Below are 13500 nucleotides of genomic sequence, written 5' to 3'. Positions count from 1 at the left end.
GTGAGGCGTTGAAGTGATCAAATACTCCGGAATCGGTGATCAAATGCCTAACGGAATTAGTGATCAAGTCCTCCGGAATACGCAGTAGTAGGGGGAGTACCTAAGGTGATTAGTAAACCAGACGATAAATAGTATTTTTTTGGTCAATCCATTGCTCATAATCATTTGGCAAAAAGTGAATTAAAACAGTGGGTTGACATCTTGGCGCTTTTTGCGCAGTCTAAAGATAAGCACAGTCACCTTGTCATGTTATTTTGGAGAATATAAATGAGTAGTCGTCGTGTTGTAATCGTGTTGTGTGGTTTCATTTTAATGCCATTAACTGTTTTTTCTGGAACGATGGGTCATAACTCGCCAACTAATGATCATTCAGTATATTGGGGGATTTTTGGTGGTGTTGGTGCTCATGACAGGATTTATACCAGTCAATCCGGAATGTCTTATCGATATATAGGCGACTTATATCCAGGACAGGCAGCACCAACGGATGTTAATTATAATTTGCATGTCAATGTCATGGGCACTTCACAAACGAATAACGGAGTAATTGCGGGTATTCATGTGGGATATTTGATGAATGAATTGCAATTTGGAACAAAAACAGGAGTTAATCTCGTACCACGAATTGAATTGGAAAGTTATTATTTGGGTAGCAAGATGTCAGGAACTCTAACCAACCCGGTTTTGGAGCCAGCTGTTTTGCGGCCAGAGGGCACTGTTTCGCCAGCGAATAGCATTTCGGCTAATCAACATGTTTTTGTCGACGATTTTAATTTAAATTCCGGCGTTTTAATGTTAGATACTCTTTTTGATTTGAGAACCTCGCTGTCGCAAAATTATATTCCTTATGCGGGTGTTGGACTTGGGGTTTTATTCAATACACTTTCTAAAGCAAATTCTGATCAGATAATGCCCTTTAATGAAGACGTGAATCACTTTAATTCAAATACCAAAGCTTCATCTACACTTTTGGCAGCGCAAACACGGGTAGGATTACGCACTCAGATTGCTTCTCATTTATCAGTGTTTGCGGAGTACCGTTACATCTATGGTGCAGCTTCGTCTTATACTTTTGGCAATACATACTATCCCGGGCTCCACCCCGAAACGTCGCCATGGAATGTATCTTTAGGTTCCATGAATTTTCAAACGGGCATAATAGGTCTTGATTATGTGTGTTAAATAAGGTGGGTTTCATTATTTACGAGCATCTTTAAACGAAATTGTCTTTAGGATGCTCGTGTGATGATGGAGCGTCAGGAAAAACTTTCAACAGAGCCTTTGAAAAAACTGCGAACATAAAATTGGTGTTCTTCAAAGTGAAACAAATGGCATACAGAATACATCCAATCATCAGAGTTTAAATTATAATCCTTGCTTTGAATGACTGATGGTGGCGTAATTCGACATGAAAATCCCATATCACATAATCTGGATTTCAGGTTACCGCTAATAATATTACATACCTCTTTGGATACATCCATAATTTCCTGGGTGGATTGGATTTCAGAAACCGATTGGTCCAGCATGCGAGCAGTAATTATGCGGCCAAACTCTTCGGTTAAGCCAATTACAATCAAGCCGCTAATTAATTCACCGTCCAAATCTACAAGTCCCATAAATTGAAATTCATGGTGTTCCACACATGCGGGTTCATTCGGCGTTTCCAGATTCATGGATAACATGGTTGAAAACATGTTTAACGTAGAGTCTGTTATGATTTTTTGTATGTTTATCGTATTAGTATTATTCATAAGCATAGTCAGCAGTCATAGTTAAACGTTAATGATGAATAAAACCTTTTGGCCTTTCTTCATCTCAGGATGAATAACATCGTGTCAATACAAAAATTGCCAAACATATCCAGCCAGCTTTCAGGTATTAAAAAAAAATCAATAACCTCACTTTCTGGTACAAATTGAAAAAATAAAAACAAGTCCTTTTTAAGATATTAGGCCAATAAGAGCGTTATCACAAGTATTTAGCCTCTAATGAGTTTATTATCTCATGTATTTGTGCGATTTTTTTAGATACAGGCTTTTAAATAAGTCATTGAGAGCGGATGAGTGGATAAGCCTTGATGAGTTGAATAATCAATGAGTTTTATCTGTTTTAGAGGTCTCGGCAGGGTCACATGTATTGCTAATTTTGTAATATTGCACAAGTTTTTTATATTGGGGAATAATAAAATTTTTACTATTCACATGTAACAATCCTAACTCACTCAAAAAGCGCAATGAGCGTATCACAGTTTCTTCTGCCAAGCCTAAATAGGTTCCAATTTGTTTACGGGATAGATTAATTTTGATTTCAATATCGTCACACAGGAATACATGTTTTTTCTTTACAATGGTTAAAATAAAAAGAAGGACTCTTTTAATGGGATCTTTGTACGTTAGAAGAAGTTGCTTAAACGCATTACTTTCCTCAAGATTTTTTAAGCGAATTTTCAAGAAACCAGTGTATAAGTGATGATGAGTATCGAAGATATATGTATTAAGATAACAAAGACTTGATGTTTCTACTGATTTTAAGCGCATAGAGTAACTCATTGCTATCTCAGGATTGCCTGCAATAATGTCGCCAGGGAAATAGATATCAACCAAAGAAGCAGTTCCTTCCGAGTCAATGTATTCTTTGATGATTGCTCCCGTCCTGACTATGATAAATTGATTTTTTTCAATAAAATCAGTGGCAATATATTCGTTTGCGTGTGCAATGCTGGATTTAAGTTGAAAAGTATCAGGCTGCATGGTGCTTAAATCAGCTTTAGACATCAAGCAATTTTTTAGCATGTAACAGTTTTGGCAGTTTTGAGCAGTGAGTATTTGATCTTTATACATTTTAGGTAATCAGACTCGATAATAATTAACTGTAATTTAAATCTAGTACGTATTTTTATTTCTGTAAATATCATATTAAACCAATAATGATTCATGAGTGATGCACCTCGAAAATGGCAAAAATCAAGGGTGTTGAGAAAATTAAAAATAAAAAATGAGTGCGATCAGTTTTTAATAAATATTTCACAAAACCCTCCTTTTATTACAATCCATCTACTACCTTTATTTATATAGAAGATAAATTAAAACAACATTTGAGAGTGTAAAAAAACTCAAGTTGGTGAAATTAAAAGTTGTGATTATGGAAATAGATATATTGTAAGACCAATGTGTATTAAGGATGGGCGCGTATCTTTTTGCTATTGGATTGCAAGTACAACGAATGACCAGGGAGATCGTGCGATGACAACCTATAAGATAGTAACCATAGATGACAGTAGTGTAATTAGAAAAATTATCAACAAAGCTTTTCAGCCTTTTGACTGCGTGGTCAGTGAAGCTGAGAATGGGGCGGAAGGCTTGGTTGTCATCCATCGTGATAAGCCTGATTTGGTTATTCTGGACTTGACCATGCCTGTGATGAACGGTATCGAAATGCTTGAAAAAGTTAAATCCGACCCTGCGGTAAAAGACATCCCGGTGATCATGTTGACGGCTGAATCAAGTAAAGATGTTGTGGTACAGATTATCAAGCTGGGTGTTAAAGATTATATTTCCAAGCCTTTCCAAGGCGACCAATTGATGGAAAGGGTAAGAAAATACTTGTCTTTGGAAGAAAAGAAAGTGTGTAAGTTTTTCGTTAAAGACAACGATATCGATATTATTGTATTCCCGGACAAAATGAGCTCTCAGGCTGCCACAGAAATTAAAGAGCAACTGAATAATTCGATTAAAGATGGAGCAAAAAAAATTATCACGGATATGTCTAAGGATGATGCTTTGAATTCTTCGGCTATTCAATTGATAGGTTTCATCCTCAGCAGCTGTAAGAAAGCGCAAATTAAACCTCTTGTTGTTGCCAAGGCAATGGTTGCAAAAGAGTTAAAAGAGTATGAAGAAACCGCATCGGCAATCACCTGCCTTTCTCTTGATGAAGCCAAGAAAAATTATGAAAGCTGACACGTTAACTAAGTAACTCACACGAATTAATCGACTAATCTGAGATGTAAAACAAGGACGGGCTTAGATCATGAATGATGAGGACGATGAAATAATCAAAGAGTTTTTGACTGAATGTAATGAGCATCTTGATAACCTGGATAATGGATTTGTCGCTATAGAACAAGATGCATCAGATCCCAAAATTTTGTCAGCTATCTTCCGCTCCATTCACACGATTAAGGGTGGAGCAGGGATGCTTGCCTTTAACAAGCTTGAAAAATTAACTCATGCCGCAGAGAGCTTACTCTCTTTATTACGTGATGGTAAAATCACTCTCGAAACCCAGATAACGACTAATTTATTGCATACCGTTGATGCCGTTAGAAGCATGCTTGCCTGTATAGCAGAAACGGGGCAGGATGGTGAAGAAGAATATCTTAGTCTGATTGAAACCCTGCATCAGCTTCAATCGATAAACGAACAGCCATCTTTACCCAACGTTACAGAATCCGAGCAAGTTTCAAGTGAGACTGAGGCACAAGACATTCAAAACGCATCGGAGGAGTTATCCTCGCAACATGAATTAAGTTCTGTTGATTCTCATGAGTTCTCAGAACACTCTGATACCAGAGATGCATCATTTAACTCAATTTCCAATACGGATCCTGCTCATCTTTCCGAGATAAAAGCGACCAATCTGGTGGATTCAACGATAAGAATCAATGTTGAGCTTTTAGATAAATTAATGAATCTTGTTGGTGAGTTGGTACTCTCCCGCAATCAAATTTTACAGTTTATTTCAATGGATTCGGATGCGAGTTTTATCTCTGTATCTCAACGCCTTAATCTGATTACTTCTGAATTGCAAGAGGGGGTAATGAAAACACGAATGCAGCCCATAGGTAATGTTTGGGGTAAATTTCCTCGGGTAATTCGTGACCTGGCAACTTCCTGTCAAAAAAAAGTAGCTTTGCAAATGCTTGGCAAGGAAACCGAGTTAGATAAAACCCTCATTGAGGCAATTAAAGATCCATTAACTCATATAGTCCGTAATTCGGTAGACCACGGCATAGAAAGGCCGGAAGTTCGTAAAGCGCTTGGTAAACCGGAAGAGGGGACTTTGTCTTTGAAGGCTTATCATGAAGGCGGTCATGTTAATATTGAAATTACCGATGATGGTGGTGGCATTTCCTCAGAAAAAGTAAAGGAAAAAGCGGTAGCAAAAGGACTCATAACTAAAGAACACGCATCACGAATGAGTGAGCGTGATGCCCTTTATCTTATTTTTCTTCCCGGTTTATCCACTGCTGAAAAGGTGACTAACGTTTCAGGACGGGGTGTTGGCATGGATGTGGTGCGCACTAATATAGAGCGCATTAATGGAACAATAGACATTCAGAGCAAAGTCGGTGAATCAACTACAATTAAAGTCAAAATCCCGCTAACTTTAGCCATAATACCGGCGCTTATTGTAACCTGTGATCGCAATCGATACGCAATACCGCAAGTGAATCTTTTAGAGTTGGTTCGATTGGAATGCAGTCAAATTAAACAAGACATTAAATTCATCAAAGACACGCCAGTATATAAATTGCGAGGAAAGCTGCTTCCTTTGGTGTATCTTGCCAAGGAATTGGAGTTGCCGCATCTGTCGCAACTGAAAGAAATAAATGAGAGCATCAATATTGTCGTTTTGCAGGCAGGTGAAACTCATTTTGGCTTAATCGTGGATAACATTAACGACACTCAGGAAATTGTAGTCAAGCCTCTGAGCAAACTTTTGAAAAATGTAACTGCTTTTGCAGGCGCAACCATAATGGGTGATGGGAAAATATCTCTGATTCTTGATGTGATGGGATTGGCTCGTAAAGCCGGTTTACTTCCCAATAACATGCAATCCAAAAAAATTCCTCATATGAGCCATGAAGCGTCCGAATCAGGTGAAAAACAAACATTATTATTATTACGTTCCGGTAATCACTCTCTTATGGCTGTTCCTTTGAGTAAAGTAGATCGTATAGAAGAGTTTCATGAAAGCAATATAGAAACAGCAGGAAAGCAAGAAGTGGTTCAATATCGTAATTCGATAATGCCTTTGGTTCGTTTAGATCATTATATCGATGGGCACTCAACTACGGCGGAAAGTAGAGAAAAAGTCCAGGTCATCGTGTATTCACGTGATCAGAGAAATTTTGGCCTCATTGTGGATCATGTATACGATATTGTTGAGGGAACTTTTATGTTAGACAGTCAAATTACCAGAAAAGGAGTATCAGGTACGGCAGTTGTTGAAAATAAAGTGACTGAGATCCTGGATGTTGAAAGCATCATCCACTCGGTATTGCCAACTTACTTCGATTCGGCCAGCGCCTAGGAAATTATCATGAGCGAAGAGCGTAAATTGTGTACTTTTTATGTAGATAAATACTTCTTTGGTATCGATGTCAGTCGAATTCAGGAGGTCATTCGTTATCAAGAAATGACTACTGTTCCATTAGCTGATGAGCGTATTAGTGGCTTGATTAATTTGCGAGGTCAAATAGTAACTGCCATTAATATGCGAACTCGACTTGAGTTTTCGCCATTATCTGAGCATGAAAAACCAACTAATGTGATTGTGCGGGTTGAGGATGGAGCAGTTAGTTTTCTCGTTGATGATATAGGGGATGTAATTGATATTTCTGTAGAACATTTTGAACCGCTGCCAGAAAATTTGAAAGGTGAATTACGAGCGGTACTCAAAGAGGTATGCAAACTGGAAGATGAATTACTGTTAATTTTAGATATAGATAAGGTAATTAGTTTAGGTCAGCTAGAACAAAACGTCATTTAATTATAAGGGAATAATCATGAATAATATGGATCATTTAAACGCTAAAAACGAAACTAAGCCTGCTTTGACCAAAGGCAACGGCAAAGCAGGAAAAGCTATTGGTGTTTTGAGTGAAGAAGAGATTCGTAAACGTGAACATGATGCGATATTAAAAATCATTAACATGACTTGTATCGTTTCAACAGCCGATAAACGGGGTGATATCTTATCGGTAAACGATAAATTATGTGAAGTATCCCAGTACGATAGGGAAGAGTGTATCGGTAATCCTCACAATATGTTTCGTCATCCAGACAGTCCAAAAAGTTTGTTCAAAGAACTGTGGAACACCATAGGAACCGGAAATATTTTTAGAGGAAAAATTAAAAATAGAAAAAAAGACGGCCTGCCTTATTATGTTGATGCAACCATTTGTCCTGTTTTGGGAGATGATGGCAGACCTATTAAATATATAGGTGTTCGTTACGACATAACGGATCAGGAAATAGAACGTCAGAACATGAAAGGCATCATTGATGCCATAGATCAAGCTTACGCATTTATTGAATTTGATACTCGTGGGAATATTTTGAATGCAAATGCCAATTTTCTGAATACCGTTGGATATCAACTCAGTGAAATACAAGGAAAGCATCACAGCATCTTTGTCGATCCTGCTTTTGTAAAAACAATGGAGTACGAAAACTTTTGGAAAGAACTGGCCAATGGCACCATATTCAATGATGAGTTTAAACGCTTTGGTAAAAATGGCGCTGAAATTTGGATTCGTGCAGTTTATGCGCCAGTTAAAGACGAAATGGGGCGAGTATTCAAAGTCATTAAAATCGCAACCGATATTACCAAACAAAAACAGGAGCAGGAATACATCATTAAAAAAGTTGATGTGATACTGGATATAGTCAAAGCAGCCAGTGAAGGGGATTTGACTCAGGAAATTACAGTCGATGGAGACAAACCTATAGATCTGATCGCCGCATCCTTAAAAACATTTTTCCACCAATTACGACAAACGGTGCAGTCCATATCCAACAGCTCGCACGCCTTAACTACTTCTGCTGATGAAATGACGTCTAACGGTCAACAAATGGCAGGAAATGCTGAAGAAACTTCGGCTCAATCCAATTTAGTATCTGCGGCAGCAGAAGAAGTCAGTCAGAACATCCAAACGGTTGCAGCTGCAGCTGAACAATTGAATGCCAGTATTAATGAAATAGCAAAAAATGCCATTGATGCCGCTCAGGTTGCCAATCAGGCTGTAGTTGTTACCGAAGATGCAAATCGAACTATGGTTAAACTGGGGGAGAGCAGTACTGAAATTGGTAATGTGGTGAAAGTCATTACTTCAATTGCCCAACAGACCAATTTATTAGCACTTAATGCGACTATTGAAGCAGCAAGGGCAGGTGAGGCTGGTAAAGGGTTTGCTGTAGTGGCTAATGAAGTCAAAGAGTTGGCAAAAGAAACAGCAAAAGCAACGGAAGACATCAGTCGCAAGATAGAAACCATTCAAGCCGATACTCAGGAATCATTGAATGCTATTACCAAAATAAGCAATATCATCAAACAAATCAATGAGACGCAAAACACTATCGCATCAGCAGTTGAAGAGCAAGCGGCTACTACCAGTGAAATTGGTCGTAACGTTTCTGAGGCGGCAAAAGGTGGTTCCGAGATATCTGAAAATATCATGAGTGTTGCCCAAGCAGCTCAGGATACTGCAAAAGGTGCGATGAGCAGCCAGGAATCTGCTAGAGAATTGGCAAATATGGCTGGGGAACTTCAAAAAATAGTGTCTCAGTTTACTTGCTAGCCTGGTATCAACCAGCATTGGAGGAGAGAGGATATGAGGGTTTTACTAGTTGATGATTCCAAAACAGCAAGAACATTGTTAGGTCGTATTTTTAAAGAGTTGGGTAATTGGGAAATTCTTGAAGCGAGTAATGGCGAGGAAGCTCTATCTCGTTTGAATGAAGTAGACTCACTGGATCTGGCATGTATTGATTGGAACATGCCAGTGATGAATGGGTTGGAATTTCTTAAAATTGCCAAAAAACAGCCTAATTTTGCGGAAACATGGATGATGATGGTGACTACCGAAACCGAGATGGATCATATAACCCGAGCCATGGTATCAGGTGCTAATGAGTACGTGATGAAGCCTTTTACCAAGGAAATAATTCTAGGAAAGCTCCAAATGATGGGGCTTGCACCTCCCTTGGAAGAGTTCTGAATCGGGTTTCATTATGCAGGAGATGAAGGTGAAAAATATTCGAGTACTGCTGGTAGATGATTCGGCGCTCATGCGGAGAGTCATTTCGGATGTTTTATCCCAAGATCCTGAAATAGAAATCTTGGCTACTGCTGCAAATGGTGCGCTTGCGCTTGCCAAGCTGGAACAGGTCGTACCCGATATTATCATTCTTGATATTGAAATGCCTGAGATGAACGGGTTGGAAACCCTGTTGGAAATTCGTAAAAAACAAATCAAAATCCCCGTAATTATGTTCAGCTCTCTCACCTCTCGAGGAGCTGAGGCTACGCTGAATGCTTTGTATTACGGGGCTAATGATTACGTGACCAAGCCTGGAAACGGTACTGCTTATGCGGAAATCATCAAAACCATAGGTGAGGAATTAGTTTATAAGATTAAAGGATTGGTTGGCAAAGATAAAACCGCTTTAAGTTTAAATTCGCCAATAGGAAAAACTGCATCTCGTTTTGTGCCGGGTACTGATAAAGTGGACATTGTCGCTATAGGCACCTCTACTGGTGGACCTAACGCTTTGAAAGCAGTGCTACCGCAAATTCCTGCTGATTTTCCGGTGCCAGTGGTAATTGTTCAGCATATGCCTCCTATCTTCACCGGTATTCTTGCTGAAGGTTTGCATAAAACCTGTAAGATAGCAGTGAAAGAGGCGCAACATGGTGATTTGGTTGTGCCTGGTCAGGCGCTGATTGCTCCGGGTAATTTTCATATGACTTTAGCATTTCATGAAGGGCGCTACACAGTGCAGCTGAATCAGGATCCGGTGGTTAATTTTTGCAGACCAGCTGTAGATGTTTTGTTTCAATCTGTGGTGCATCACTTTGGTTCCCATACTCTTGGAGTCGTAATGACCGGAATGGGGCAAGATGGTTTGAATGGTTGTCGAGCAATTAAAGAAAAACGTGGTCAAGTCCTTATTCAGGACGAGCCAACAAGCGTTGTTTGGGGAATGCCTGGCAGTGTATCAAAAGCAGGATTAGCCGATATAACTCTACCTTTGGATGATATTAGTCAAGCTATCATACAGCGGGTAAATAGAAAAAGAATTTAACTATGAACACTACCGATTTTGAGTTTATCAGAAAATTTATCAATGAGCAGGCTGCTATTGTTCTTGAGCCTGGTAAAGAATATCTGGTTGAGTCTCGTTTGACGCCTTTGGCTAAGGAATCAGGATTTTCTTCTTTGGATGAGCTGATTAACGAAATTAAATTTAGGCCAACAGAAGAATTAAAAATGAAGATAGTTGATTCTATTACGATCAACGAAACATTATTCTTTCGTGATATCCATCCTTTTGAGATTTTAAAGAAAACGATATTGCCTGAATTAGTATCTAAAAAAACAAATAAAACATTAAATATTTGGTGTGCGGCGGCCTCAAGCGGACAAGAGCCATATACTATTGCCATGATTTTAAAAGAATTAAAAGACAGTCTTGGCAATTGGAGTATTAATTTTCTGGCAAGCGATATATCCGATAAAATGATAGCCAGAGCCAAGAAAGGAGTTTATAACCAGCTCGAAGTGAATAGAGGGCTTCCAGCACCTTATCTTGTAAAGTATTTTGATAAAAAAGGCAGTGACTGGCAAATAAAAGATGAAATTCGTTCCATGGTTAATTTTCAAAAACTTAATTTGAAAAATCCATGGTCTATAAGGCAAATGGATTTGATTTTTATGCGCAATGTATTGATTTATTTTAGTGTTGAAACAAAAAAAGAGATTTTTAAACGGGTGAGCGCAACCTTGCATCCTGATGGTTATTTCTTTTTAGGCGGCTCTGAAACAACGCTGGGAATCAGCACAGATTTTGAACGCATTGGCATAGACAAAGTACCCTGTTACAAATTAAAAAAATAACCCTGCCTTTTCACTGCATATGCAGGTTATGCGCAGAACGATAAAACCAAGATGCACTGTTTAAGGAATAAACACAAAATGAATAAAGTCAGTCAAACAATCCCATGGGTAAGCGTTATTGCAGAATCCGCAAATGATTATGCCGCTCAAGCTCTCTTTGCTGATCAGATGCCTGTTTTGATGAATAAAAACGATACTTCAGCAAATAATCCCACATTATTATCAGGTTCTTTTCTGATGCTTACTGCAAATGAAGGTCAAATTGAACTGGGTTTTTTAGCCAATGAACCTGTTTTGATGGATTTGGCACGAATCATCCTTTCTGTGTCTCCTGAAGATACCGTTATCTCGCAATTGGATATGATGGACGCAATAAACGAAATGATTAATGTCATTTCGGGGGGGGTTAAAAGTCGGGTCAATCATCAAATACCTGGTGGTATTCTTTTAGGAATCCCTTATTTTCTGGATGGTGATGTGGTTAAGGAAAAAATCAAGCACGCTACAGTTGAAACTTTAGATTTTGCTGGTATGCCAGTGACTCTCTATGTCAGTGAACCGAGCATATAGATTTACATTATTTACATGGAGCTCATTCGTTTATATAAAAAAAAGGGGATTCGTGTCACGATTCCCATGATTATTCTCCAGAATTTGGGAAAATAGGTCATATTTTTATTAGTGGTGTGCAGCTTCCAACATAATTTGGCACAATCTTTGGGCGGGGCGGCATAAAATATTCCAGCAAGACCATAGGTTTGCCTGGTGTCTATAAATCCTAAACGCACGACAGTAATGTGCTGATCTGAAGGTGCTGCTTGTTGTAATCCTTGCAGATATACTTCTATAGCAGCTTTACTTCCGCCATACAAACTGTTTTTTTTCCGCCCTCTACAGGCAGCGACAGAACTTAAAAAAATAAGATGATATTTTTCTTGATTTCGGTTTAGATAGGCTTGAATAAGCACCGTTGTTGCCAAAACGTTAACCTGTATTAACTGGGTAATAGATTGAGGCGTAAGGTGTTCGTTTTCCGTAAAATCGCTGTGCGCGATAAATAAATCCAGCTCCTGATCATTTTGTTTGAATACAGATAATAACTCGTGGGGTGGCTGGGTAAAATCCATTACTATGGCATCACAAGGAACATGATATCTCAGTTCCAAATCTCTTGCGATGAGGTGGAGCTGTTCTGTATCTCGTCCAACTAAACGTAATGCGTTCCCTTCCTTTGCAGCGCAATGCGCAAATTCTTCTGCGATAATTGATGTAGCGCCTATGATAACCCATGTTCTTTTGCTCATGATGTAATTCCCAATCGGGTAGACAAATCCGAGCTCATAGTTGATTGGTAGTGATTAAGAATTTCTGAGAACTGAGCATGTTGAGTGTATTGAGTGCGAAATTGTTCTGGGGTAAGTACCAGATCTTTAGCCAAATAAATGCGGCCATTAAGTTCGGTGATGAGTTGATTCATCTTTATGATTGCTTTATGAGCCTGAACATTATTAATAAAATCAATAGCCAAAGTAAAGCCTGGCGTACAAAAAGACAGCAATCCCTCTCCTGAACGCATTAACAGTTTCAGCACCGCAAGCGTCGGACAGGCTTTATGAGTTCTGATAATCTCTATCAGCTGTTCTATGGTCGTAGAGGCGTTTTTCACATCGAAAACAGCTTGGAACTGGATAAGCCCTTTGGGGCCATAGAGGCGGTTCCAATGTCTTATTTTATCCAGTGGATTATTAAATTCTAACAGAGACAGCTTTTCTGTAGGTTTTTTGCTTTTAAAATAGAGTTTATTGAACAAGCGCATATTCCACTCTTTAATTAAACCAAAAGGAAGTTTACAAACACTGTAATTCTGGTGTGTGGGGTAAGAAATGGCATCACAATGACTGGCCTGCGAGAGAATAGCTCGAGGCTCTGGATTTAAGAGATCCAGCCAGGCTACCTGATAGTCGTATTTTAGGCCATGGGTTACCATATCCTGGGTTAGTAACTTGAGGCAGTGTATTTGTTTGTGTTCTGCTTGCACGGTTAAAGACGCTTTTTTTAAGCGGATCCCTATGCGGGTAATAATGCCTGTTAAACCAGCACCGGCAAGTGTTGCACGAAATAAATCATCATGTTCTTGGCGGCTGCAGTGATAAATATTACGGTTAATGATTAAGTCAAACCACTCAACCTGGTGTCCCAGGCTACCCTCTTGAGGGTTGTTTTTACCATGAACGTCATGAGCAATTGCTCCGCCAAGCGTGCAATGTACTGTTCCGGGGATGACGCAAGGAATGTACTCTGGATGCAGAAGAAATAAATCGCTAATCAAGGCACCACTTTGGCAAATTGCGATGCCTGTATTGACATCGAAATCGATGAGATGATTTAATCGTGAGTTGTCTATTACAAGACCTTTTTGATTGAAACAACTGTCACTATAACTTAGTCCCGCTCCTCTGGTTAGTAAAGAAAAGCCATGATCTGTTGCGCAATATTGTTTGAGTTGTTGTTCGCTATCTGGCCTTAAACAGAGCGATTCGCTGTATTTTGCTCTGCTAAAATTGGTCAATGTCATTTTTTTGCTACGCATTGCA

The 13500-nt window shown here is 39.0% G+C and carries 13 protein-coding genes; 9 read left to right on the top strand and 4 right to left on the bottom strand.

The features are described 5' to 3' along the window. Nucleotides 1–267: 267 nt before the first annotated feature. Nucleotides 268–1182 carry an outer membrane protein gene (locus Lwor_RS11830; protein ID WP_058494092.1) on the top strand — a complete coding sequence of 305 codons (915 nt, stop codon included), beginning with the start codon at nt 268–270 and terminating at the stop codon, nt 1180–1182. 74 nt (nt 1183–1256) lie between these two features. On the opposite strand, the gene Lwor_RS11825 is transcribed toward Lwor_RS11830, so the two are convergent. Further along, nucleotides 1257–1754: a chemotaxis protein CheX gene (locus tag Lwor_RS11825; RefSeq protein WP_162262308.1), complete on the bottom strand. Its 498-nt coding sequence runs from the start codon at nt 1752–1754 to the stop codon at nt 1257–1259. Nucleotides 1755–2093: 339 nt separating this feature from the next. Then, entirely contained in the window at nt 2094–2777 is a 684-nt protein-coding gene (locus tag Lwor_RS11820) for a Crp/Fnr family transcriptional regulator (RefSeq protein WP_162262307.1), read from the bottom strand. Nucleotides 2778–3245: 468 nt separating this feature from the next. Between Lwor_RS11820 and Lwor_RS11815 the strand changes: the two genes are divergently transcribed. The 8 genes from Lwor_RS11815 (at nt 3246) to Lwor_RS11780 (ending at nt 11476) form a co-directional block, all read left to right on the top strand. Then, complete coding sequence (locus Lwor_RS11815) at nt 3246–3962, top strand: response regulator (protein ID WP_058494089.1); 717 nt, start codon at nt 3246–3248, stop codon at nt 3960–3962. 70 nt (nt 3963–4032) lie between these two features. Next, a complete protein-coding gene (locus Lwor_RS11810) occupies nt 4033–6318 on the top strand; it encodes a chemotaxis protein CheA (RefSeq protein WP_058494088.1) in 2286 nt (761 codons plus the stop codon). Nucleotides 6319–6327: 9 nt separating this feature from the next. Continuing rightward, nucleotides 6328–6777 (top strand): chemotaxis protein CheW, encoded by a 450-nt coding sequence (locus tag Lwor_RS11805; RefSeq protein ID WP_058494087.1) that lies wholly within the window; start codon nt 6328–6330, stop codon nt 6775–6777. A gap of 16 nt (nt 6778–6793) precedes the next feature. Continuing rightward, nucleotides 6794–8587: a methyl-accepting chemotaxis protein gene (locus tag Lwor_RS11800; protein WP_058494086.1), complete on the top strand. Its 1794-nt coding sequence runs from the start codon at nt 6794–6796 to the stop codon at nt 8585–8587. A 33-nt stretch (nt 8588–8620) separates the two neighbouring features. Continuing rightward, entirely contained in the window at nt 8621–9007 is a 387-nt protein-coding gene (locus Lwor_RS11795; RefSeq protein WP_058494085.1) for a response regulator, read from the top strand. 28 nt (nt 9008–9035) lie between these two features. Beyond that, nucleotides 9036–10094: a protein-glutamate methylesterase/protein-glutamine glutaminase gene (locus Lwor_RS11790; RefSeq protein ID WP_115091073.1), complete on the top strand. Its 1059-nt coding sequence runs from the start codon at nt 9036–9038 to the stop codon at nt 10092–10094. Nucleotides 10095–10096: 2 nt separating this feature from the next. Continuing rightward, nucleotides 10097–10906, top strand: coding sequence for a CheR family methyltransferase (locus Lwor_RS11785; protein WP_058494083.1), 810 nt, complete (start codon nt 10097–10099; stop codon nt 10904–10906). 78 nt (nt 10907–10984) lie between these two features. After that, on the top strand, nt 10985–11476 hold the full coding sequence (locus tag Lwor_RS11780) for a chemotaxis protein CheX (RefSeq protein WP_058494082.1): 492 nt from the start codon (nt 10985–10987) through the stop codon (nt 11474–11476). An 11-nt stretch (nt 11477–11487) separates the two neighbouring features. Here Lwor_RS11780 and Lwor_RS11775 read toward each other — a convergent pair whose 3' ends face one another. Together Lwor_RS11775 and Lwor_RS11770 are read right to left on the bottom strand one after the other, a co-directional pair. Next, nucleotides 11488–12210, bottom strand: a complete 723-nt coding sequence (locus tag Lwor_RS11775; RefSeq protein WP_058494081.1) for an SDR family NAD(P)-dependent oxidoreductase — start codon at nt 12208–12210, stop codon at nt 11488–11490. Beyond that, nucleotides 12207–13496: an FAD-binding oxidoreductase gene (locus Lwor_RS11770; RefSeq protein WP_058494097.1), complete on the bottom strand. Its 1290-nt coding sequence runs from the start codon at nt 13494–13496 to the stop codon at nt 12207–12209. Before Lwor_RS11770 ends, Lwor_RS11775 begins: the two co-directional genes overlap by 4 nt. Between the last annotated feature and the right edge of the window lie 4 nt (nt 13497–13500).

Source organism: Legionella worsleiensis (assembly GCF_001467535.1).
GTDB lineage: Bacteria > Pseudomonadota > Gammaproteobacteria > Legionellales > Legionellaceae > Legionella > Legionella worsleiensis.
Note: the sequence above shows the minus strand (reverse complement) of the source record. Positions and strands in the feature narration are given on the sequence as shown.